Origin of the sequence: Nocardia salmonicida (genome assembly GCF_036142455.1) — a bacterium.
GTDB classification, from domain to species: Bacteria; Actinomycetota; Actinomycetes; order Mycobacteriales; family Mycobacteriaceae; genus Nocardia; species Nocardia salmonicida.
Window position 1 is genome coordinate 4330771 of record NZ_CP108014.1, and the last position, 21776, is coordinate 4352546.

General features: G+C 67.3%; 21 protein-coding genes and 1 riboswitch. Of the genes, 9 read left to right on the plus strand and 12 right to left on the minus strand.

What is annotated here, in order from left to right:
• Window positions 1-159 precede the first annotated feature (159 nt).
• On the minus strand, window positions 160-642 hold the full coding sequence (locus OHS03_RS20395) for a DUF4279 domain-containing protein (protein ID WP_328664330.1): 483 nt from the start codon (window positions 640-642) through the stop codon (window positions 160-162).
• 345 nt (window positions 643-987) lie between these two features.
• On the opposite strand from OHS03_RS20395, the gene OHS03_RS20400 reads away from it, so the two are divergent.
• Window positions 988-1434, plus strand: a complete 447-nt coding sequence (locus tag OHS03_RS20400) for a hypothetical protein (protein ID WP_328656251.1) — start codon at window positions 988-990, stop codon at window positions 1432-1434.
• Between the two features lie 145 nt (window positions 1435-1579).
• On the opposite strand, the gene OHS03_RS20405 is transcribed toward OHS03_RS20400, so the two are convergent.
• A complete protein-coding gene (locus OHS03_RS20405; protein ID WP_328656253.1) occupies window positions 1580-1876 on the minus strand; it encodes a hypothetical protein in 297 nt (98 codons plus the stop codon).
• Window positions 1877-2190: 314 nt separating this feature from the next.
• A riboswitch (guanidine-III (ykkC-III) riboswitch) is annotated at window positions 2191-2255 on the plus strand.
• Between the two features lie 10 nt (window positions 2256-2265).
• Here OHS03_RS20405 and OHS03_RS20410 point away from each other — a divergent pair.
• On the plus strand, window positions 2266-2580 hold the full coding sequence (locus OHS03_RS20410; protein ID WP_056812172.1) for a DMT family transporter: 315 nt from the start codon (window positions 2266-2268) through the stop codon (window positions 2578-2580).
• Between the two features lie 154 nt (window positions 2581-2734).
• Window positions 2735-3493 carry an alpha/beta fold hydrolase gene (locus tag OHS03_RS20415; protein ID WP_328664331.1) on the plus strand — a complete coding sequence of 253 codons (759 nt, stop codon included), beginning with the start codon at window positions 2735-2737 and terminating at the stop codon, window positions 3491-3493.
• A gap of 83 nt (window positions 3494-3576) precedes the next feature.
• On the opposite strand, the gene OHS03_RS20420 is transcribed toward OHS03_RS20415, so the two are convergent.
• Entirely contained in the window at window positions 3577-4011 is a 435-nt protein-coding gene (locus tag OHS03_RS20420; RefSeq protein WP_062986846.1) for an ester cyclase, read from the minus strand.
• A gap of 209 nt (window positions 4012-4220) precedes the next feature.
• Window positions 4221-5204: a helix-turn-helix transcriptional regulator gene (locus tag OHS03_RS20425; RefSeq protein WP_328664333.1), complete on the minus strand. Its 984-nt coding sequence runs from the start codon at window positions 5202-5204 to the stop codon at window positions 4221-4223.
• A 63-nt stretch (window positions 5205-5267) separates the two neighbouring features.
• Here OHS03_RS20425 and OHS03_RS20430 point away from each other — a divergent pair, with 63 nt between their 5' ends.
• A complete protein-coding gene (locus OHS03_RS20430; RefSeq protein ID WP_328656255.1) occupies window positions 5268-6440 on the plus strand; it encodes an epoxide hydrolase family protein in 1173 nt (390 codons plus the stop codon).
• On the opposite strand, the gene OHS03_RS20435 is transcribed toward OHS03_RS20430, so the two are convergent.
• The 6 genes from OHS03_RS20435 to OHS03_RS20460 form a co-directional block, all read right to left on the minus strand.
• Window positions 6423-6614 (minus strand): hypothetical protein, encoded by a 192-nt coding sequence (locus OHS03_RS20435; protein ID WP_328656257.1) that lies wholly within the window; start codon window positions 6612-6614, stop codon window positions 6423-6425. The genes OHS03_RS20430 and OHS03_RS20435 overlap by 18 nt on opposite strands.
• An 89-nt stretch (window positions 6615-6703) precedes the next feature.
• Complete coding sequence (locus tag OHS03_RS20440) at window positions 6704-7030, minus strand: oxygenase MpaB family protein (RefSeq protein ID WP_328656258.1); 327 nt, start codon at window positions 7028-7030, stop codon at window positions 6704-6706.
• 14 nt (window positions 7031-7044) lie between these two features.
• Entirely contained in the window at window positions 7045-7665 is a 621-nt protein-coding gene (locus OHS03_RS20445) for a TetR/AcrR family transcriptional regulator (RefSeq protein ID WP_328656261.1), read from the minus strand.
• A gap of 35 nt (window positions 7666-7700) precedes the next feature.
• A complete protein-coding gene (locus tag OHS03_RS20450) occupies window positions 7701-8522 on the minus strand; it encodes an alpha/beta fold hydrolase (RefSeq protein ID WP_328656263.1) in 822 nt (273 codons plus the stop codon).
• 65 nt (window positions 8523-8587) lie between these two features.
• Window positions 8588-10261 carry an FAD-binding dehydrogenase gene (locus OHS03_RS20455; RefSeq protein ID WP_328656266.1) on the minus strand — a complete coding sequence of 558 codons (1674 nt, stop codon included), beginning with the start codon at window positions 10259-10261 and terminating at the stop codon, window positions 8588-8590.
• Entirely contained in the window at window positions 10258-10881 is a 624-nt protein-coding gene (locus tag OHS03_RS20460; protein ID WP_063004197.1) for a TetR/AcrR family transcriptional regulator, read from the minus strand. Before OHS03_RS20460 ends, OHS03_RS20455 begins: the two co-directional genes overlap by 4 nt.
• A gap of 82 nt (window positions 10882-10963) precedes the next feature.
• On the opposite strand from OHS03_RS20460, the gene OHS03_RS20465 reads away from it, so the two are divergent.
• Window positions 10964-12061: an MBL fold metallo-hydrolase gene (locus tag OHS03_RS20465; protein WP_328656267.1), complete on the plus strand. Its 1098-nt coding sequence runs from the start codon at window positions 10964-10966 to the stop codon at window positions 12059-12061.
• A gap of 12 nt (window positions 12062-12073) precedes the next feature.
• On the opposite strand, the gene OHS03_RS20470 is transcribed toward OHS03_RS20465, so the two are convergent.
• Together OHS03_RS20470 and OHS03_RS20475 are read right to left on the minus strand one after the other, a co-directional pair.
• Entirely contained in the window at window positions 12074-13648 is a 1575-nt protein-coding gene (locus OHS03_RS20470) for a GMC family oxidoreductase (RefSeq protein ID WP_328656269.1), read from the minus strand.
• A gap of 23 nt (window positions 13649-13671) precedes the next feature.
• Window positions 13672-15387, minus strand: a complete 1716-nt coding sequence (locus tag OHS03_RS20475; protein WP_328656272.1) for an aldehyde dehydrogenase family protein — start codon at window positions 15385-15387, stop codon at window positions 13672-13674.
• A gap of 288 nt (window positions 15388-15675) precedes the next feature.
• Between OHS03_RS20475 and OHS03_RS20480 the strand changes: the two genes are divergently transcribed.
• The 4 genes from OHS03_RS20480 to OHS03_RS20495 all read left to right on the plus strand — a co-directional run bounded on the left by OHS03_RS20480 (window position 15676) and on the right by OHS03_RS20495 (window position 21702).
• Window positions 15676-16866, plus strand: a complete 1191-nt coding sequence (locus tag OHS03_RS20480) for a PucR family transcriptional regulator (RefSeq protein ID WP_328656274.1) — start codon at window positions 15676-15678, stop codon at window positions 16864-16866.
• 93 nt (window positions 16867-16959) lie between these two features.
• On the plus strand, window positions 16960-17541 hold the full coding sequence (locus OHS03_RS20485) for a dihydrofolate reductase family protein (protein ID WP_328656275.1): 582 nt from the start codon (window positions 16960-16962) through the stop codon (window positions 17539-17541).
• Window positions 17542-17586: 45 nt separating this feature from the next.
• Window positions 17587-18072, plus strand: coding sequence for an Lrp/AsnC family transcriptional regulator (locus OHS03_RS20490; protein ID WP_056812198.1), 486 nt, complete (start codon window positions 17587-17589; stop codon window positions 18070-18072).
• A 156-nt stretch (window positions 18073-18228) separates the two neighbouring features.
• A complete protein-coding gene (locus OHS03_RS20495; protein ID WP_328656277.1) occupies window positions 18229-21702 on the plus strand; it encodes an indolepyruvate ferredoxin oxidoreductase family protein in 3474 nt (1157 codons plus the stop codon).
• Window positions 21703-21776: the final 74 nt, after the last annotated feature.

The window sequence follows — 21776 nt, forward strand, 5'->3', positions numbered from 1 at the left end:
CTCAAATGTTCCGCCCACACCTCTACCTCAACACCACAATTCAACTAATCCATACCGATCATGGATCGGCTCCGGCGACACCATGATGCGCGGTAGTCGGCAGAAGCGGACGTTCCCGACCGCGCGATATGCGGCATTTCAGGATGTTGGGTCCCGTGCTCATCGCTGGCTTGAATCGGTGTCTTCCTCGTCCGGGCTAAGGTCGAACTCGTCGACGTCGAAACTGGTTGCGGTCAAGGATAAAAACTCCAGGGTCGGTACCGACAAATGCCATCCCAGTGGGCGGGGCCATTCGCTTACCTGATCGCTCGGTGTGCCAGCGGGGGCGTAGTGCACCCCGTCGGGATCGTGGTAGTACCGCACCACCTGCATGCGTGACCAGATATCGGCATCGCTTGCCAGTGCTATCAATTGGGTGCGGCCGGGCTCGAGCCTGTCGATCAGCCGCTCAAGCTGCTCGTCGACCGCACCCTCGCGATCGTCGCTGATTCGCCAGGTATGAAGCCTACGAACCCGACCTGGTGCGTTCGTAGTTCCCTTGACCTCGAGATGATCCGGCTCGACTCCCAAGCAGATTGTCAGTTCGGCTGCCGACACGATAGTGCTGGCCAACTCGAAGTAGGAGTACTGCCAGATCTTCATCACCCTGGGATTGCATCATGCCAGAAGACCGGGATGTACATCGGCTACACCGATCTGCGCGGAGAAGTCACCTACATCGAGGGCTACGACACGGCGTCGCGCCGGTGCGGGCACAGATCAACCACATCGCCTTCCCGGACTGGGACTTGCGGGGACTCCTACCACCGAACAGCAGACACACGTCCTCACCGTGCTGTTCGATCTACTCGGTACCTTCCTCGCCGAACGCAAATCCGCGCGGACGTAGAGCCGACCCCGACTGTCCATTACCTCCTGGTCGACACTCCTTTTCCGAGGAGTAGACCTGACTGACGTCGAGCATCGCCGGGCGGTCAGAATCAACAGGTGCAACTGATGATCGACCCCGAACGTAATATCGACAGCGCTGTCTGCGAATGCTGCGACACTCCCTACGACCGCGTGAACGGGTTCATCAACACCGAAAACGGCGCCTACGCGATCTATTACGCCTCGTGCCTGCACCACCATGGCACCCACGAGGCCTACATCGACGTCATCTTCGACAACTGCTGGGACCCGGACGATCCGGTGAACAATCCCAGCTCGGACCGGGTGACGTTCGGTTGCCGCGTCGGCCCCGCCGAAGGCCATACCAGCAATACCTGCTCGTTGGTCCCCGCAGCGTCCGTCGCGCCGAACACCGCGTTCTACGGCCAGAAGCTCGAACCCGACCAAGCCCGCCAGCACCCATGGCTTTCGCTGTACTGGGACACCATCGACCACATCCTCGAACACGACGCCACAGTCTCGGCGCACCTACACAGGTCCTGACAACTCATCCAAAACCTCGCCCAACCGAACCGAGGCCACGACGACTGCGGCTGGACATCGCCGGTGAGCAAACAGTTCCTTGAGCACGTGCCGATGGCGGGTGTTCGGAAAACGACCGTTTGTCAACACCTGCGGCCTCCTGTGGTCAGTCGTGTGGCTGTGCGGACTCGCGTTCGGCGAGGAAGGCGTCAAGCAGTTCGAACAGGACCGCGAGGACGTGTTCCTCCTGATCCGTACCGAGTGGCGTCGTGAAGTCCCAGTCGGGCAGCGCGATCTGCTTGATCTGCGCCCACCAGACCAGGTTCGAACCGACCCTGTGGTGGTGATCCATCAGCCATTCGCGCCACCCGTCGAGGCACCGTCCGCCATTTCGGCGGGACGCCATGTCGTAGCCCTCGATGTAGGTAACGACTCCACGCAGATCGGTGTAACCGATGTACATCCCCGGCCTCTTGGCGAACAACGCAAAGAACTCACGATCGGTTTGGTCGATCAGGTCCTTCACTGGCGAGTTGCGTGCAGCTCCGTAGGCTTTCTCCACTCGTCGATCTTGCCGTAGTCCGGCCATCGACCGCTTAGTGGAGCGGTTGCTCAGTGTGCTCGGCGTCGGTTGAGGGATCGGGACCTTCTGAACCGGAACGATCGTGTCCTGCGCCCCTCAGACGCAGAACGCCCGTGCCTGGCTGAGCTGTCGCGGCCGGTGGTGACTTCACCCACCACCCGCTTGCCAAGAGATTGCCGGTGTGACAGCTTGGCAATGAGCCCGAACAGAGCTCCCGGACGAGGGTAGCCGTACCCGGAACGCGACAAGACGGCCACAGGAGGCTCGTCATGTCATGGATTCTGCTCGTCATCTCCGGTGTGCTGGAAGCAGTGTGGGCCACCGCGCTGGGTCGGACCGAAGGGTTCACCCGAATCGTCCCGACCGTGGTGTTCGGTGTTGCCCTGGCAGCCAGCATGGCCGGGCTGGCGCTGGCCATGCGCGATCTCCCCCTCGGCACCGCGTACGCGGTCTGGGTGGGGATCGGCGCGGTCCTGACCGTCACCTATGCCATGGTCACCGGTGCGGAGGCGTTCTCGGTAGTGAAGGCCGTGTTCCTGGTGATGATCGTTGCCGGTGTGGTCGGGCTCAAAATGGCGCACTGACGCGAGCCCCGCGCAGTTGTGCGACGATCGCTTGTCAGTCTTGAAGGTCGCCCGCCTCTGATCAGTTTGCGGGACAACGAGATTGCGAATCCACGAGGATTACGTCAGGGGAGATGCCGTGCCGGAAGTACATCGGATCACAGCGGCGTCGGGCGTGGAACTATGGGCCGAAGTCACCGGGGAAGGCCCACCGCATGTCCTAGTACCCGGAGCGGGGGGAGATCATTCGACTTGGGACCCGCTGTGGCCACAGCTCACGGCGACACACCACTGCGTGCGGTATGACCTCCGCGGCTGTGGCGCATCAGAGGACCGAACTACCGCAGAGTTTCGTCATGCCGACGACTTGGCCGCACTGCTCGACGGACTGGGCATCGAGCGGACCTCGCTGACCGGTGCCTCCATGGGGGGCAGGATCGCTGTCGACTTCGCACTCACCTATCCGGATCGGGTCGATCGCCTGGTGCTGATCAGTCCAGGACTTGCCGACTGGGACTGGTCGGACAGGTGGCGGGCGCACTGGCTCGAGTTGAGCCGGGCTGCCCGCACTGGAGACCTCGAACGTGTCAGGGACATGTGGTTCCACCACCCGTTGTTCACCACTACCCGCCGCGATCCGGGGATGGCCGCCCAACTGCGGGCCACCATCGCCACGGATGCCTGCCGCGTCTGGGTGGACGCCGATCGAGAGATACCACTGGCGCGACCCCACATCGAGTGCTTGCCAGATCTGGCCATGCCGGTGCTACTGATCACCGGCGCCGACGATGTGGAGGACTTTCGCGTCATCGCCGAGATCGTCGCGGCGATGGTTCCCGACGTTCGCCGCGTAGACCTACCCGATACCGGGCATCTGGTACACCTCGAACGTCCGGCAGAGACAGCAGCGGAAATCAGCGCCTTCCTCGCCTAGGGAACACCCGCGAGTCCAGCGCACCGGGCTATGGAGACGGTTGCGGACTATCCTCCGACTGCGGCTCAGCGCCCTGTCACGGGTCAGGTTGTCGCAGAGTGTGCCGACGGGACGACTCCGAGTTGCTGCATCATCCCGAGCGTGTCCCAGGTCGCCCAACTCTCGACGATCTTGCCGTCGCGGAAACGATTGATCGTAATTCCTTGAACGACTGCCGATTTGCCGGTGGCGGGCATACCCATCATTTCGCCGTCATTGGTTCCTGTTCCCGTCCAGCGGGTAGTGACGAAGTCGCCTTCGGCGATTTGTTCGTTGACAAGGAATCGTTGATCCGAGAAAGCGGCGAGGTACATCTGCACGAGCCGTTTGATGCCGTCGGGACCATGGACCTCGGCGAACGGATTCTGCGGATCGTGGTCGATGGCGTCGGCGGACATCAGCTCGTCGAATACATCGAGGTCTCGCTCGTTCCACGCGTCGAAAATGCGCTTGGCTGTAGCTTTGTTCTCCTCTGACATGGCGTTTCCCAACTAGTAGTCACGCCGAGCCGGCGGAGGGGGCTCGCATTCGCTACAGGCAGCCTTCGCCGCGCCCGGCGTTCAGCATGGTGTGACGCTCGGGGGGCGATGCAGTAGAACACTGCCATCACGGAGGATGCACGCCCCGATGGTGCCCGGCAGGCATTCAGTGCCCACCGGTCGCAAACCTTGAAGCCGGTATACGCACATCATTCTGCGCCTTTTTCGCCGACAAGGTAAGGGCCGGCGCCGGCCGCGCGACGCAATCTCGTCGCGAGGCGATCGAAGGCAATGGCGAGTTCGTCTCCGTCGATCACCTCGATGTCGACGTCGAGCTGTGTCAGCCACAGCGCGAGCCGGTCCGGGTCGTCGGAACCCAGCTCGACACGGCACGTGGACTCGTCGACCGCCTCGATATCGACCGGGATGGTGATCGTCGCGGCGACCTCGGCGGCGGGAGCGTGCACGAGTACCCGGGCGCGGTACTTCCAGCCCGCTTTGCTGACGCGTCCGACGACGTAGGCGACGACATCGTCGGCCGGGATCACCCGCGGCGGGAACCGCGCACCCGTCGGTGCGCGCGGAACCATGCGGTCGACACGGAAGACCCGCCAGTCGTCCCGGTCGATATCCCACGCGAGCAGGTACCAGAACGGCCCCCAGCTCACCAGCCGTTGCGGTTCGGTGTGGCGGGCGCCTTCGCCGCCCCCGTACTTGGTATATCCGAACCGGAGCCGTTCGTGGCCGCGGATCGCGGCGGCGACCGCGCCGAGAACCGAGAGATCGAGCGGCGGCTCAGCCCCTGGCACGACGCTCGTCGCCTCGCGGACCGCCTCGACGCGCCGACGCAGGCGCGAGGGCAGCACTTGTTCCAGCTTCGCGAGCGCGGTGAGCGAGGTCTCCTCGACTCCGAGCCGCTGGGTCGCGACCGCACCAAGTCCGACCGCCACGGCAACCGCCTCGTCGTCGTCGAGAAGGAGCGGGGGCATCGCCGTGCCGGCGGCCAGCCGGTATCCGCCGGCGACGCCGGGGCGCGCGTTCACGGGATAGCCGAGCGAGCGCAATTTGCCGATATCGGCGCGCACGGTCCTGGTGCTCACATCGAGCCGACCGGCGAGCTCGGAGCTCGTCCAGTCGCGTTTGAGCTGGAGCAACGACAGCAGTTCGAGCAGGCGGGCCGAGGTCTCCAACATGTTCTCGATCATTTCAGCAATTGCGGAAGCTAACCTGCCGCATTACCCGGGAACGTGGATGTCATGACCGAGAACAACGCACTCACACCGTTCCGCATCGACATCCCGCAGGCCGACGTCGACGACCTGCGCGACCGGCTGGCACGCACGCGCTGGCCGATCCCCGTGCCGGGCCGTGACGATCGCACCGACTTCAGCAGGGGCATTCCGCTGGGGTATCTGCAGGAGCTCGCCGAGTACTGGCGCGACGGGTTCGACTGGCGTGCGCAGGAAGCGAAGCTCAACGAGTACGAACAGTTCACGACAGTCGTCGACGGCCAGACGTTCCACGTCGTCCACGCGCGATCGGCAAACCCGCAGGCCACCCCGCTGATCCTGAACCACGGCTGGCCGGGCTCGTTCGTCGAGTACCAGCGACTCGTCCCGCTGCTGACCGACGAGTTCCACGTGGTAATCCCGGCGCTGCCCGGCTTCGGGTTCTCCACTCCGCTGTCCGGGACCGGCTGGGAGCTGGCGCGGACGACGGAGGCCTATGCCGAGATCATGACGCGTCTGGGCTACGAGAGGTTCGCGGCCCACGGCACCGATATCGGTTCGGGCACCACCGGTCGCCTCGCGGCGCTCTACCCGGAGCGCGTCATCGGCACGCACATCGGGGCCGACCCCCGATGGCTCGGGTTGGTCGGCGACAAGTTCCCTTACCCCGAGGATCTGTCCGAGGACGAGATCGCCCAGATCGAGGCAGTGCGCACCGAGGACGCGGCCGAGCGCGGATACCTCGAGATGCAGAACCACCGGCCCGACACGATCGGCGCGGCGCTGACCGACTCGCCGGTCGGTCAGCTCGCGTGGATCGCCGAGAAGTTCAAGACCGGGACCGGCGGCGCCTTCCGGACGCCGGACGAGTCGGTCGACCGCGACCAGCTCCTCACCAACATCAGCCTGTACTGGTTCACCCGCAGCGGTGCGTCGAGCGCGCAGTTCTACTACGAGGGCGAGCACTCCGGACTCGACTGGGTCATGGCCTCCGGCGTGCCGTCCGGATGGGCCGTGTTCGACACCCACCCGCTCATGCGCCGTGCGTTGGACCCATGGAAGGCGGTCGACCACTGGAGCGAGTTCACCGAGGGCGGTCACTTCCCCGCGATGGAGGAGGCAGAACTGCTCGCCGACGACATCCGCACATTCTTCCGCGGCATTTCCCGACCCCGTCGGCGGTCAGTGGAAGCTGAGTAGAGGTTCGGCGCCGTCCCGGTCTGCGTGGTCGGGCAGCTCGGCAGCACCGCGGGCGGCGCGGATGGCCGCGTACTGCTCGGCCGGGGTCGGCACACCGAATTCGGCGCGCGCCTGCTCCGGGGTCCGCACGACCGGGTTCTTCGGCGCCACATCACACAGGATCGGGTTCACCACCGGTGCGGTGTGCGGGCTGTTGGTCGCGACGATGAATCGTTGCGCGGAGACGCTGCGGTCGAGTGCACCGAAACAGCACCCGGTTGACCTCAGCGAGCGGGCACATTCCCCGACGCCGCGGCACCATCAGCCTGGCCCCGTCGAGGAGATGGTCCACATGCTCCTGGGTCACGACCCGCGCGGCCAGAACCGGCTTCATGCGTGCGTAGTAGGCGCGCATCTATATCGGGGCGGTTCAAGACCGCGCCGGTATCGGCGACCGAGGCCATCAGGAACGGTTCGAACATCTCTGTCACCGCGGTGCGCTGGAACGCCACCGACAGTGTGGTCGGGTACCGGAACACTCTCCAGGCCACCGAATCCGGGCCGAAGAATCCGTAGTCCTGGTGGGGTACCACGTCGTTGTGGTTGCTCATCGGGATCGTTCCTCTCACTGCCGAGCCGCTGCGTCGGGCCCGAAGATCATGGGGATCAGGGTGCGGCGCGCGTACGCGCGCACCGATTCGTCGGTGCGCAGATCGACACCGTGCTTGGTCGGCAGCACCACGCACGCGGCGAACAGCATCGCGACGGTGCGCCCGGCCTCGTCGGGATCCAGATGTGTTGCCAGCCCGTCGGATCGGGCCGCGCGTAACTGTTCGGCGACGACCGCACCGCCCAGCGACAGCAACGCCGCGTCGTCGGCCAGCCCCGCCTCGATCAGCGCCTGCGGCTCGAGTGCGGCGACCCGCGCGATCACCGGATGCTCCCGCGCCATCCGCAGACACGCCACGAACGCCTCCACCGCACGCTCACGGTGATCGGTGCGACCGGCCACGGCCTCGGCCACCGTCGCGGCCATGCGGCGACCTTCACGCATGGTCACCGCCTCGATCAAGCCGTCGAGGTCACCGAAACGGCGATAGATCGTCGCCCGGTTCACCCCCGCTCGACGGGCGACCGGGTCGATCTTGAGCTTGCCCATCCCCGACGCGGCGATCTCCGAGACCGCGGCGTCGAGAACCCGCTGTGCGGTCCGGTCGTCGTGTTCGTCGGCACCAAAGCAACGCAAGCAACAGTATGTGTTCCCAGTGTTGCATTCACAGGTCAGTGGTCAGCGTCGGCGAACTCTCCGATCAATCGCGCGACTTGGCCGGGCGTCTCCAGCTGGGGTGAGTGGCCGGCTCGGTCGATGACCTCGACCCGCGCACCGGAGACCGCGCGGTAGCGGCGGACGGACGTCTCCGAATTCCACATGCGATCGCGCGCCCCGAAGATCACCAGCGTCGTCAACCCGAGCATCCGAAGGCGCTGGTCCAGGGGGCAGGTCGCGGTGTACGACTCCTTTCCGAGCTGGCAGTGGCGAAACGCGGCGAACTCCACGGCTCGGTCGTCGTGGAGAATTTGATCGGGGTCCGCGAAGGCGGTGCGCTGACCGAATCCTGGGGCGAACGCGCGGGAATATCCGAGCCGGACCGCGGACGCGGGTGGGTGTCGGCGTAGTGCGTGGCCGAGCACCGGAACACGTAGCAGTCTCGTCGCCCTCCCCGGCAAGAACGTGCTGTAGTCGGGGCCCTCGCCGATGACGACCACGCGGCGGACCAGCGCGGAGCTTTCCGCCAGAGCGATGGCGACATCGGCGCCCATGGAGTGCCCGACAACCGTAATGTCCTCGCCGATTCCGAGCCGGTCGATGACCTGGGCCACCGCGCGCGCATGGTCGCTGGGATGGTAGCCAGCAGCCGGCTTCGCCGACCTGCCGTGGCCGAGCAAGTCCATGCTGACGACGCGGAATCGGTCGGCGAGCAGCGGGGTTATCGCGTCCCACCAGCGTAGCGACGACCCGAATCCGTGCAGCAGCACCAGAGTTGACGCGTGTTCAGACCCGGCGATTCCGACGTGGAGGGGACCCGAGTCGGTGTCGAGCAAAAAGGCGCCATGCAACGGTTCCGTGGAGGAGTGGGACGGAAGCCGCGGAGCGGGTCGGCGCACGCTCAGACCGATTTTCGGGCGAGTGCGCGACCGGCCGCGCGGCCGGAGAAGATGCATCCGCCCAGGAACGTGCCTTCGAGTGCGTTGTAACCGTGGACACCGCCCCCGCCGAAGCCCGCTACCTCGCCGGCGGCGTAGAGCCCTGTCAGTGGCGTGCCGTCGGGGCGGAGCACCTGGCTGTCGAGGTCGGTTTCGATACCGCCCAGGGTCTTTCGGGTCAGGATATTGAGGCGGACAGCGATGAGCGGGCCGTGCGCCGGGTCCAGAATCCGATGCGGTGCGGCGACCCGTGCCAGTCGGTCGCTGCGTGATCGGCGGGCGTTCTCGATCGCCATCAGTTGAAGGTCTTTGCTGAAGGGATTGTCCAGTTCGCGATCGCGGGCCACGATCTGACGTTCTATGTCGGCAGCGTCCAGTTGCGGCCCTCGGGCCAACTTGTTCATGCCTTCGACGAGTTCGGCGAGGGTATCGGCCACCACGAAGTCCTGCCCGTTCTGCTTGAACTTCTCCACCGGTCCCGGCGCGCCCTTGGCGAGACGATTGCTGAGGACTTGGCGAATGCTCTTGCCGGTGATGTCGGGGTTCTGTTCGGATCCCGACAGCGCGAACTCTTTTTCGATGATGGTTTGGGTGAGCACGAACCAGGAGTAGTCGTGCCCCGTCGCCAGGATCTGCTTCATCGTGGCGAGGCTGTCGAAACCGGGGAAATGTGGTGCGGGCATGCGCTGTCCGGTCGCGTCGAACCACAACGACGACGGACCGGGGATGATCCGGATCGCGTGGTCGGGCCAGACCGGATCCCAGTTGTGGATGCCTTCGGTGTAGGCCCACAGACGGTCGCGATTGACGATGCTTGCCCCGGCCTGCTCACTGATCGCGAGCATCCGTCCGTCCACATGCGCGGGGACCCCCGAGATCAGGTGCTTCGGCGCGGCGCCGAGCCGATCGGTCGGCCAGTTCTTCCGAATCAGGTCGTGGTTGTGGCCGATACCCCCGGAGGTGACGATGACGGCCGGTGCGCGGTATTCGAAAGATCCGGCCTCGGATCGCGACGATGCGACGCCGCGTGCCGTGGCGCTGCTTTCCAGGATGGCGCCACGGACGCCGACGCAGGCTTCACCCTCGACGAGGAGCTCGTCGACCTGATGCCGAAAGGCGAAACGAACGAGCCCGGCCTGCTCGGCGCGTTCGACGGGTTCGCGAAACACCCGAACGACCTCCGGACCGGTCCCCCAGGTGAGGTGGAACCGAGGCACCGAGTTGCCGTGACCGGTGGCCGACCCGGAGCCTCGCTCCGCCCACCCCACCAACGGCACCAACCGCAGCCCGAGGTCGTGCAGGTATCGACGCTTCTCGGTCGCCGCGAAACGGACATACGCCTCCGCCCACCGGCGCGGCCAGATGTCCTCGCCGTCGAGCCGGTCGAAGGCCGCCGAACCCAGCCAATCCTGTAGTGCGAGTTCGTAGGAATCCTTGATGCCCATGCGGCGTTGCTCGGGGCTGTCGACCAGGAACAGTCCACCGAGAGACCAGAACGCCTGCCCGCCCAAGTTGTCGCGGTTCTCCTGGTCGAGGACCAGCACCCGGCGCCCCGCGGCGGCCAGCTCGTGGGTGGCGACCAGGCCGGCCAGGCCGGCGCCGACCACGATGACATCGGGTTCGAAGGTGTCGGTCATGAACGGATCTCCCTGGTGTGGTGCTCGACGAGCAGGACGAACAGATCGGTCCGACGGGCTCGCGCGGCGTCGGTATCGGAATCGATGAGGCATTGCACGGTCGTGCCGTCGTGCACGGCGACCAAGGCGGAACCGAACGCCGCGGCGTCGGTGATTTCGCGCCCCAACTGCGCGACGAGCAGCTCGAGCAGGGGCATCAGCGTCGCGAGGATGGTCTCCTCACGTGCGGCCACCACCCGCTTGAGCGACGGGTTGCGCAGGGCGTGAGCGGTGAATTCGGCCGTGAGGCGATACCACTTGTCGTCGACGGGAATCGTTTCGAGCACCTGCTCGACGACGTCGCGCGTCGATGAGACCCGTGCGCACACCCGATCGGCGACCAACGCCTCGACAGCGGCCAGCATCTGCGCCGAGCGCTGTTCCCACGCGGCGAGGAACAGTTCGTCCAACGCCGCGAAGTTGGAGTAGAAGGCGCCCTTGGTGAACTGGGCTCGTTCGCACACCTGATCCACCGTGCTGCTGCCGAAGCCGCGTTCAGCGAAGACGTCGAGCGCGGCGTCGATCAGTCGCCGACGGGTCTCTTGGCGACGGCGGCTGATCGGAGGGGACTTCTCTACCATGTGGATACTATAAGGTATCGAATACTATTTAGTATCCGACCGAAGGCCGGTGCCCGTTTCCGACAGCTGTCAGGATGACCACGTGTCAGAGTTCTCACACAGTCCGCGCCCCCTCGCCCGGCGCACTCTCCTCGGCGGCGCGATCGCCGCCGGGCTGGTCGCGACAGCGGGCCGGGCCCTCGCGGATCCGGGCGAGCGCATGATCGCCGCGCGCACCCGCTTCTTCGGCGCTGACAACGTCGATCCGGCGACCGGCGCGGTCCGCGGCGATCGAGTGATCCTGTCCTGGTTCGGATGCACGAGTTTCGCCGCGGCACTGGGCGGGACCGTGGTCCTGCTCGACGCGTGGGTTCCCCGTGGCGCCCACAGCGGATACGTCCCGACCACCGTGGCGCAGGTGGCCGAGCTTCGCCCTGAGGCGATCTTCCTCGGACACGGGCACTTCGACCACGCCGGTGACGCGGCAGCTCTGGCGCAGGCCTCCGGCGCGGTGCTGTTCGGCACGGCCGAGCACTGTGCCCAGGTCCAGCGCCAGGTCGGGGCGACGGCCCTGCGCACCGTAGTGCTCGGTGACGCTACGTCGGCGCTCGGCCAGACCTATCACCATTCGGTCGGACCGGTCGAGGTGACAGCGGTCCGGCATGTGCACTCGGGACCGAAACCTCCCGACCGCAGCGGCGAGGGTTCCGCGCCGTTCTTTCCGGTCCCCGACATTCGTGATTCGATCGCGAACCCGCCGCAACTGTGCGATCTCGTCGCACTCGGGTCCTCGCTGTCCGATCAGGAAGGCGGCAGTCTGCTCTACCAGTTCCGGGTGGGTGGCTTCACCCTCACCTGGCACGACTCCGCCGGGCCGCTCACAGAGGCCGCACCCGAGGTGTTCGACGTTCTGAGAGCACTGCCCGGCAGTGACGTGCAACTGGGCGCCATCCAGGGTTTCAACCAGCCGCTCAACGGTTTACGGGATGTGCGCCAGTACATCGAGGCGATCAGACCGGCGATGTTCGTGCCCAGCCATCACGACAACTGGCTTCCCGGCTTCACCGCGCGTGGCGACACCTATGAGCACACGTTGCGCGGCGAGCTGGAACGCATTCCCGCGCAGGGGCGCCCGACCTTGCGTTTCCTCTCCGATCCCGGCGACTACCTTCGACCGGACACCCTGACGTTCGCCCTCTGAGCGACGGCGGTTTCAGCGGAGGAGATCGGCTGCCCTCTCACCGATTACCACCGACGGCGCGTGGGTGTGGCCGCGGATGATGGTCGGCATCACCGAGGCGTCGGCCACGCGCAGACCATCGAGGCCGCGGATCTTCAGGTCAGGGGTGACGACACTGGCTGCGTCGGTACCCATCCGACAAGTGCTGGCGGGGTGGTAAAGAGTGTGAGATTGCCAAGTCAGGGCCTCCTCGAGGGTTTCCGCGAGCGTCGACTGCTCGCGTCTGGGCCGGAGGAATCCGCCGATTCGGGAGCCCAGTGGCTCGGCGGTCGCGATGCGGTGGGAGATCCGCAGGCCGGCGAGCAGCGCGGCGCGGTCGGCGCCGTCGGGGTCGGACAGGTACCTGGGGTCGATGAGCGCCTTGGCCGTCGGGTCGGCAGAGGCCAGGGTCACCGTGCCGCGGCTGCGCGGCTGGAGCAGGATCGGGCCCACCGCGATCCCGTGGCCGGGCGCGACGCCGATCCCCTCGTCGTAGAACGGTGCGGGCCCGAAGATGATCTCGAGATCCGGCAGTTCGAGTTCGGGGCTGCTGCGCACGAAGCCGTACGCCTCACCGACATTGGACGTGAGCATGCCCTTGCGGCGGGCGAGGTAGTTGAGCAACTCCCACGGCTTCTCCGCGTCGAACAGCGTGTCGGAGTCGACGGCGAAGCCGAGCAGCGAGATGAGGTGATCGGTGAGGTTGCGGCCGACCTCGGGCAGGTGGTGCACCACCGGAATGCCGTGGCGGCCGAGCTCTTCCCGGTCACCGACACCGGAGAGCTGCAGCAGCTGCGGGCTGTTGATCGCCCCACCACACAGCACCACTTCCTTACTCGCGCGCACGATCTGGGTGATGCCGTCCTTGCGGTATTCGACGCCGACAGCCCGGGTGCCCTCGAACAGGATCCGCGTCGCCTGCGCGCCGGTGAGCACGGTCAGATTCGAACGCTTGCGCGCCGGCTTCAGATAGGCATCCGCGGTGCTCCACCGGGCGCCGCGTTTCTGACTCACCATGGTTTGCGTGAAACCTTCGGGCTGGGGCAGATTCGCGCGCTCCCGCTTGAAACCGGCGTGCTCGGCCGCGGCGAGGAAGTCGTCGGTCCACCGGCGCGCGCTGCGCTGGTGCGAGATCCGCAGCGGTCCGGAGCGACCCTCGTCGGGTTCGGTGGCGTCCTCGACGGACTCGATGCGCCGGAAGTACTCGACCACGTTCGCGAACGACCAGTCCGGCCCGGCGGCGCGCGCCCACTCGTCGTAGTCGGCCGCGAAACCGCGGACCCACATCATCGCGTTCATCGACGAGGACCCACCGAGCATCTTGCCGCGCGGCCAGAAGATCTGGCGCTCACCGAGTTCGGACTGCGGGGTGGTCAGGTAGTTCCAGTCGAGGTCGGTCTGGAACAGCTTGGAGAACGCCGCCGGAATGTGGACGGCCTGATTCTTGTCCTCGGGACCGGCTTCCAGGGCGATGACGCTGGTGGCCGAGCGCTCGCTGAGCCGTGCGGCGAGCACCGCGCCCGAGGAACCGGTGCCGACGACGACGTAGTCGGCGATGCTGTTGTTCATCTGATTCTCCAAGGAAGTCGGGCTCAGCCGCGCAGGGCGGAAGCGAAGATCTGGGGCAGGCGCAGCCAGCCGGGGTCGGCGCCGAACCCGGCGAGCAATCTGCCCGTACTCGCGGCGGTCTTGTTGCCCACGAACCACGGCGGCTTCGGCGAGATCGCGAGTTCGCCGCGCAGCAGCGACCGCGGCGCGGGACGGAACGGGCCGCGCACGACGGTGCGTTCCACCCGGTCGATCAACCACGCGTTGTGGACGACGCCGATGCCGCTCTGCACGTCGTCGACGGTGTGGCCGGGGAAGGCGCCCCACGACGCGGTCGGCGTCAGGTAGCCGACGCCGGTCCACGCGTTGATCGCCACCGTGCCGTAGCGCAGATCCTCGATCATTTCGTCGAAGGCCGTACCGAGCTCGGAGATCGTGGCGGGCGCGGCGATCACGTTGACGCCGAGCGTGCCGACGAACGCCTCGTTCGCGGCGCGAGCCGCCGCGTAGGTGAATTCCGCGCCGGTTCCGGGCAATTCGACCACGCCGAGTACCGGCGCGAAGTATTCCTCGGCCAGCAGCGGCTCGACCGGCGACGGCGCGACCCCGGTGACCAGCAGCCGCTCACCGCTCGGTCCGAGCCGCTCGGCCCCGGGATAGGACTCGAAGGCCCGCGCCACGCGATCGTCGCTGCCCGGGTAGTACGCGCGACGGGCGGGCGCCTTCGCGAGCGCGTCGCGCAGCGCGGCGAGGAACTGGTCCTTCTGCGCCCAATCGGCGGAGATGATCAGAGCCTGGGCGGCGACGCAGTTGTAGCCGCCGTTGTGCAGGCGCTGGGTGGCGACGTGCTCGGCCTGGTAGCCGATATCGGCCGCGCTCCAGTCGCCCGGCAGCACGATCGTCGGCGACACGCCGCCGAGCTCGCTGGTGACCGGCTTGTCGAGCTTCGGTCTGCCCGCCAGCCTCCGCTCGGCCGCCTCGGCATCGGCGCCCCAGACGATCGCGTCGTGGGTGCGCGCGCTGCCGGTCATGTGCACGTGGTCGACGAGATCGTTGTCGACCAGATAGCCGCCCACCTCGGCGCCACCGGTGAGCAGCCGCACCGCGCCGAGCTCGATCAGCGGGGCCAGGATCTTGGTGAACACCGGCAGCATCGGATCGGTGATCGGATTGAGCTTGAGCGCGACCACCCGGTTGTGCGCGATGAGTTCGTAGAGGACGTCCAACGGCGCGATCGAGGTGATGTTGCCCGCGCCGAGCACCGCGCCGATCCCCTGCGTTCGGCTCGGGTCCAATTGGGCCAGACCGGCATTCGCCTTCGCGGCGGCACTGCTGACGCCGCGCTGCAACCACACCTCGGCGCTGAATCCGTTGAGCAGCAGCGCGTCGAACGGGCTCGCGGGCAGCACATCGACGGTGGTCCGGTCGCCCGCGCTACCGAAAGAGGCGTTGTGGAGCGGGCTTTCGCCGCGAGCGAGGACATCGAGCGTCTTCGCCAGCGCGCCGAGTGCGGCGGCCATCACATACGGTCCCGAGATCCACTCCTCACCGACCAACGGCGAGGAGGCGTCGAGACCCTTGATGCCGACGGCGGCGTCGACCCACTCCTGACCGTGCCGCCCGGTGAGCTCACGCACCCGATCCAGCAGTGCGCGCCTGCCGGGCAGCGAGGTGGCCGCCCACTTCTTCTCGCCTTCGGCGAGTTCGGACAACGCGATATCCACCGCGGCACGGGCGGACTCTGCCTTCTTGGTGACCACTGACGATCCTCCACAACTGTTCGGTACGGTCCACGGCGCAGCGGACGAGATGGATCGATTCTCTCGCCGCCGACCCGGCGCGCACCATGTGCGCTCGTTGCGGATCGACCCCCGCCTCGGTTGTGCGCGGGCACAACGACGACGTGATGCGACTCATGTCGAGGTCCGCGCGCTCTGGCCATCGATCCCGAGTACGGCCGCTGTCGACTCCGCTGGTCGATTCACTTGATGTGCCCGTGCACAAATCTATGGTGGCGTGGATCATGTCGTGTCACCTAACATCGAGGGGTGACCGCACCACCGCCGACCACCGCCACGTCGACCTTCGAGCCGGCCGCACAGCTGCTCGACTCGGTCGAGCAGCTGGCCGAGGAGTTGGTGGGTCGCATCGCCGCCGCGGACCGTTCCTACGCCGATCCGGGGCTGCTCACGGCCGAGGAACTCCAGCAGGCGTGCCTGGACAACCTCACGGCGATCATCACCGCCCTGTCCGGAGACCAGCCGACGCGGCTGCACACCGCGCGCGCGGTCGGGCGACTCAAGGCCGAGCGCGGGGTCCCGATCGCCGCGCTGCTGCACGCCTTCCGGCTCGGCGGTCGATTGCTCTGGGAGGAACTCACGGCCCGGTCCACCGGTCCGGGCGATCCGCGCCTGCACGACCTCGCCACCGCACTGTGGGAACTGATCGACTCGTTCTCCGACGCGGCGGTCGAGGCCTACCGCGAGACCGAGATCATGCTCGCGCATGTCGACGCGCAATCCCAGAACCGTTTGGTCCGCACGCTTTTCGACGACCACTCCGACAATCCCGCGCACACCCTGACCGCGCTGCGCACCTTGGGCCTGTCCGAGAGCGGCACGTTCGCTGTCGTGTCGATCGAGACCACCGACCCCGGCGCCACCCTCCCCGGCAGCCTGGTCGGTGCGTTGCGAGATCTCGGCGCCAGATCCGTGTGGGATTCGCAGATCGACTCACACACCGGGCTGCTGTCCTCGGCGATGCCGGTGGCCGTCGAACGGGCCGCCATCGCGCTGGCCCAGCTCGTCGACGGGCGGATCGGCCTCAGCGCGGCCTTCACCAGCCCGACCGCCATTCCCGGCGCACTGACCGAGGCGCGCCTCGCCGCCCGCAGCGCGCGACCCGGCGCGCACACCGTCGTCCGGTTCGGCAGCGAGCCCGTGGCCCACCTGCTCGTCACGGTGCCCGAGGCGAGTCGGCGTGCCACGACCCAGATCCTCGGACCGGTACTTCGACTGCCCGCAGCCGAACGCGACGATCTGATCGGGGCGCTCGACGCCTGGTATCACTGCCGCGGATCGACCGCCGCCGCCGCCGAACAGCTGCACTGTCACCGCAATACGGTGCGCTACCGCCTGCGCAAGATTCGCGACCTCACCGGCCGCGACACCGCCGACCCGGTGCAGTCGGCGGAGCTGCATCTGGCGCTGCAAGCGGTCGCCCTCCTCGGGCCGTCGTGACCCGATCGGCCGGGGAACGCGGCATCCGGCGATGAGTTTGCCCGGGTGAGCTCGTCTGCATCGATACAACCCGCAGACGATCAGGAGAACCCGATGGCGACCACTTACACCTTCGATGTCTTTTCCAGCCTCGACGGCTTCGGCAGCTACAACGGTCATGGTGACTGGGGTGGGTACTGGGGCAAGCAAGGCCCCGAATTGCTCGACCACCGCCTCGCCCAGTTCGAGGTGGAGCAACGAATGATCTTCGGGCCCAACACCTATCGGGCGTTCGCGGACATGCTGGCCGCCGGCGACGTGGACGAGGTGCGCGACCCCTGGGTCACCCGGATGCGCGATCTCCCGGCGACGGTGGTGTCGAACACCCTCGAGGGGCCACTCGACTGGCCGGACGGAACCCTCGTGCGCGGCGACGCGGTCGACGTCGTCGCCCGGCTGAAGGAGGAGTCCGCGGTGCCGTTGCGCTCCCACGGCAGTTTGTCGATGAACCGGGCGCTGATGGCCGCGGGGCTCGTCGACCGAGTCCAGGTGACGCTGTTCCCGGTGATCACCGGACAGACCGGTGACGACCCGATCTTCCGGGGCGCGGCCGACTTCGACCTCGAACTGCTCGAGCACCGCACGCTCGACGGCGACATCCAGGAACTCGTCTACCGACCGACCCTGCACGGCTGACTCCGGTGTGAAGTCAGCCGGTTCGCGGCGTGTCAGAATGCGCCCATGACCATCAAGTTCGACGCACTCGATGCCGCGTTGCTGGCCGAACTGGCCCGTGATCCGCGGGCGCCGATCCTCGAGCTGGCGCAACGGCTCGGGGTCGCCCGCAATACCGTGCAGGCGCGGATGCGCAGGCTCGAAGCCTCGGGCGCCGTGCGGGGGTATCCGCCCGATATCGATGTGCAGGCGATCGGGTTCGCGGTGCACGCGTTCCTCGGCATCGAACTCGACCAGAACAAGATGGATCCGATCATCGAGACGCTGCGCGGGTTCCCGCACGTGCTCGAGGTGCACGCCACCACGGGCCGCGCCGATCTGCTGGTCCGCATCGCCGCGCGATCCCAGCAGGACCTGCTGGAGATCATCCAGCGGGTCCACGCCATCGAGGGCGTGAAACACACGGAGACGATGCTCGCGCTGGCCACCCCGATCGGGTACCGGAGCCTGCCCCTGGTCGAGCATCTGACGAACACCCGCGATGTGACCTAGGTCTCGCGGCTCGAGCAGATTGACGCATTCGAGTCAGTGGCGCAGATCACTTTTGAGCAGTCTGATCAACTTCTTGACCGACTGTTGACACAGATCACCCATCACCGGCACATTTCGCTGCACCGATAGCAAGTTCCTTCGCGCAGTGAGGTGATCATGACCAGCGTCGTCTGTTCCACCGCCCGACCGCTGGCCGACCCGGCCGCACCCTACGACCTCGCCGATCGCTACCGCTCCGGCGCGGGCCCGGTGCTGCTGACCGGGGTCCAGGCCATCGCCCGACTGATGGTGGAACAGCACGTGCGCGATATCCGCGCCGGTCGTCGCGTCGCCACCTTCGTCTCCGGCTACCAGGGCAGCCCGCTGGGCGGGGTGGACAAGATGCTGCTCGGCATGCCGGAGGTGCTCACCGAGCACGACATCACCTTCGTGCCCGGATTCAACGAGGAACTGGCGGCCACCTCGGTCTGGGGTAGCCAGGCCGAGCTGCCCGCCGGACGGCCGACCCACGACGGCGTGGTCGGCGTCTGGTACGGCAAGGGCCCCGGCGTCGACCGCGCGACCGACGCCATCCGGCACGCCAACATGTACGGGGTGAACCCGCGCGGCGGCGTGCTGCTGCTGGTGGGCGACGATCCGGCCTCGAAGTCGTCGACCGTGCCCGCGGTGAGCGAACGCTCGCTGGCCGCCATGGGCGTTCCGGTGCTGTTCCCGCGCAATGCCGAGGAGATCATCACCCTGGGCATGCAGGGCATCGCGCTGTCGCGGGCGTCGGGCTGCGTGGTGGCGCTGAAGATCGTCGCCGATGTCGCCGACGGCGCCTGGACAGTCGACGCGGGCGTCGCCGATCTGGCCGTGACGGTGCCCGAAGTGCAGTGGGAGGGAAGGCCTTTCGTGTACCGGCAGCGGCCGATGGCGGCGCCGACCGACAGCGTGCTCGCCGAGGCGGACCTGTACGGACCGCGCTGGGCGACGGTGCACGCCTACGGCGCGGCCAACGCCCTCGACGTGATCGAGGTGGACCCGGCCGAGGCAGCGGTGGGGATCGCGGCCACCGGCACCACCTTCGACGCCGTCCGCCAGGCCCTGCTGGATCTGGGTGTCGACGACGCGACCATGCACCGGGCCGGAATCCGGTTGCTGCGCATCGGCATGCCGTATCCGCTCGGCTCGGCCGCGCTCACCGAGTTCGCCCGCGGGCTCGAGCAACTGATCGTCGTCGAGGACAAGACCGCGTTCATCGAAACCCAGGTCCGCGAGATCCTCTACGGCGCCCCGGGCGCGCCGCGGGTGCTCGGCAAGCAGGACGAGCGCGGCGCGCGCCTGATGCCGGTCGACGGCGAACTCACCGCGGGACGTCTACTGGCCCCGCTGCGCCGGGTGCTGCGCGGGCGGGTCGAGCTGAAAAGAGCGGCGCCGCCGGCACTTCCGCTCGAAGTCCTCTCCGCCAAGCGCACCCCCTACTTCTGCAGCGGGTGCCCGCACAACCGCTCCACCGCGCTGCCCGACGGCTCGATCGGCGGCGGCGGCATCGGCTGCCACACGCTGGTCACCATGTCCGGGCGCACCGACAGCGCGGTCACCGGGCTGACCCAGATGGGCGGTGAGGGCAGCCAGTGGATCGGGCAGGCGCCGTTCACCGACGTCCCGCATCTGTTCCAGAACATCGGCGACGGCACCTTCTTCCATTCCGGCCAGCTGGCCGTGCAGGCGTGCGTGGCGGCCAAGGTGAACATCACCTACAAGCTGCTCTGGAACGAGGTCGTCGCGATGACCGGCGCCCAGGACGTGGAGGGCGGGATCACCATCGCCCAGCTCACCCACAAGCTCACCACCGAGGGTGTCGGCCAGATCATCATCTGCGCCGATGATCCCAAGCGTCACCGCAAGCGGGCACTGGCCAAGGGCACGCTGCTGTGGCATCGCGACCGGCTCGACGACGCGCAGCGGATGCTGCGCGAGATCGAGGGCGTCACCGTGCTGATCTACGACCAGCACTGCGCCGCCGACGCCCGCAGGCAGCGCAAACGCGGAACGCTGCCGGTTCGCAACACCAGGGTGGTGATCAACGAGGCCGTCTGTGAGGGCTGCGGCGACTGCGGCGCCAAGTCGAACTGCCTGTCCGTGCAGCCGGTCGAGACGGAATTCGGGCGCAAGACCCGCATCGACCAGACCTCGTGCAACACCGATTACAGCTGCCTGGACGGCGATTGCCCGTCGTTCGTGACGGTGGAAGTGGTTCCGGACAAGCGCAAGGCGCAGCGCCGCGAGATCGCGGAGCCGCCGGTGGTGGCCGATCCAGGCACGGGCGCGCCGACCCGCACGCAGAACGTGCTGATCGCCGGCATCGGCGGCACCGGCATCGTGACGGTGAACCAGGTGCTGGCCACCGCCGCCCTGCGCGCCGGATACGAGGTGGAGAGCCTGGACCAGATCGGCCTGAGCCAGAAGGCCGGTCCGGTGCTCTCCCACCTGCGTTTCTCCACAACGGAATTGGAGCCGGCCAACCGGCTCACCCCCGGCAGCGCCGACTGCCTGCTCGCCGTCGACCTGCTGACCGCCACCGACCCCCGCTACCTCCAGTACGGCGATGCGGCGAGCACCGTGGCGGTCGCGTCGACGAGCCAGACCCCGACCGGTGAGATGGTCTTCGACAAGTCGGTGGCCTACCCCGCGACGGACACGCTGCTGGATCGGCTTGCCACGGCAACGAATTCGATCAGTCACTTCGATGCGCTCGCGGCGGCACTGACCCTGTTCGGGAACACGGCGGCGGCGAACTTCCTGATCGTGGGCGCGGCCGTCCAGAGCGGCGGACTGCGCCTGCCGGTCGCGGCGATCGAGGAGGCCATCGGGATCAACGGTGTCGCGGTGAACGCCACCATCGCGGCGTTCCGGTGGGGGCGAGTCGCCGTCGCCGATCCGGCGGCGTTCGCGGCGGCGGTCGAAACAGGTCGGCCGCGGCACACCCAGCCGGTGGCGCCCGCGGAGTTGCTGGCACACACCAGCTTCGAGGGCGAGGTGCGCCGGCTCGTGGAACTGCGAGCAGCGCAGCTGATCGGCTACCAGAACGCGAAGGTGGCGCGCCGATACCTCGAGGCGGTCGAATCAGTTTGGGCGGCAGAACGTTCCGTCACCGAGCGCACCGAGTTCACTGAGGCGGTCGCGCGCGGGCTGTTCAAGTTCACGGCGTACAAGGACGAGTACGAGGTGGCCCGACTGCTCGTGGACCCGGACTTCCTCGCCGACGTGCAAGCCCAGGTGCCAGGTGGCGAGAAGCTCACCTACAAGCTGCACCCGCCGATGTTGCGCGCACTGGGTCGGGACAAGAAGATCGGACTCACGCCGAAGTCGCATGTGGCGCTGAAGGTTCTGGCCAAGGGGAAGTTCCTGCGCGGCACCAAGCTCGACCCCTTCGGCTACGCCCACGTCCGCAAGGTCGAACGCGAACTGCTGGCCCACTACACCGACATGGTGCGACGACTGGCTGATGGCCTGACCACCGAGAACTACGACACGGCCGTCGCGGCCGCCGCACTGCCCGATGTGGTGCGCGGCTACGAGGACATCAAGCTCGGCAATGTCGAGCTGTACCGCGCCGGACTGCGCGATCTCGGCATCGAGGACTGAAACCCCCGGACACCCTGTGGTGCAACCACACCGCCGCACACCCGCGGCACCACAACACCGTCGCACGCCGGGCA

Excerpts from the sequence above, each read along its gene's own strand:
- OHS03_RS20440 (WP_328656258.1), bottom strand. The coding sequence starts at position 7,030 with ATGAGCAACCACAACGACGTGGTACCCCACCAGGACTACGGATTCTTC.
- OHS03_RS20460 (WP_063004197.1), bottom strand. The coding sequence starts at position 10,881 with ATGGTAGAGAAGTCCCCTCCGATCAGCCGCCGTCGCCAAGAGACCCGT.
- OHS03_RS20430 (WP_328656255.1), top strand. The coding sequence starts at position 5,268 with ATGACCGAGAACAACGCACTCACACCGTTCCGCATCGACATCCCGCAG.
- OHS03_RS20410 (WP_056812172.1), top strand. The coding sequence starts at position 2,266 with ATGTCATGGATTCTGCTCGTCATCTCCGGTGTGCTGGAAGCAGTGTGG.
- OHS03_RS20395 (WP_328664330.1), bottom strand. The coding sequence starts at position 642 with ATGAAGATCTGGCAGTACTCCTACTTCGAGTTGGCCAGCACTATCGTG.
- OHS03_RS20420 (WP_062986846.1), bottom strand. The coding sequence starts at position 4,011 with ATGTCAGAGGAGAACAAAGCTACAGCCAAGCGCATTTTCGACGCGTGG.
- OHS03_RS20490 (WP_056812198.1), top strand. The coding sequence starts at position 17,587 with ATGACCATCAAGTTCGACGCACTCGATGCCGCGTTGCTGGCCGAACTG.
- OHS03_RS20425 (WP_328664333.1), bottom strand. The coding sequence starts at position 5,204 with ATGTTGGAGACCTCGGCCCGCCTGCTCGAACTGCTGTCGTTGCTCCAG.
- OHS03_RS20485 (WP_328656275.1), top strand. The coding sequence starts at position 16,960 with ATGGCGACCACTTACACCTTCGATGTCTTTTCCAGCCTCGACGGCTTC.
- OHS03_RS20405 (WP_328656253.1), bottom strand. The coding sequence starts at position 1,876 with ATGTACATCGGTTACACCGATCTGCGTGGAGTCGTTACCTACATCGAG.
- OHS03_RS20495 (WP_328656277.1), top strand. The coding sequence starts at position 18,229 with ATGACCAGCGTCGTCTGTTCCACCGCCCGACCGCTGGCCGACCCGGCC.
- OHS03_RS20455 (WP_328656266.1), bottom strand. The coding sequence starts at position 10,261 with ATGACCGACACCTTCGAACCCGATGTCATCGTGGTCGGCGCCGGCCTG.
- OHS03_RS20470 (WP_328656269.1), bottom strand. The coding sequence starts at position 13,648 with ATGAACAACAGCATCGCCGACTACGTCGTCGTCGGCACCGGTTCCTCG.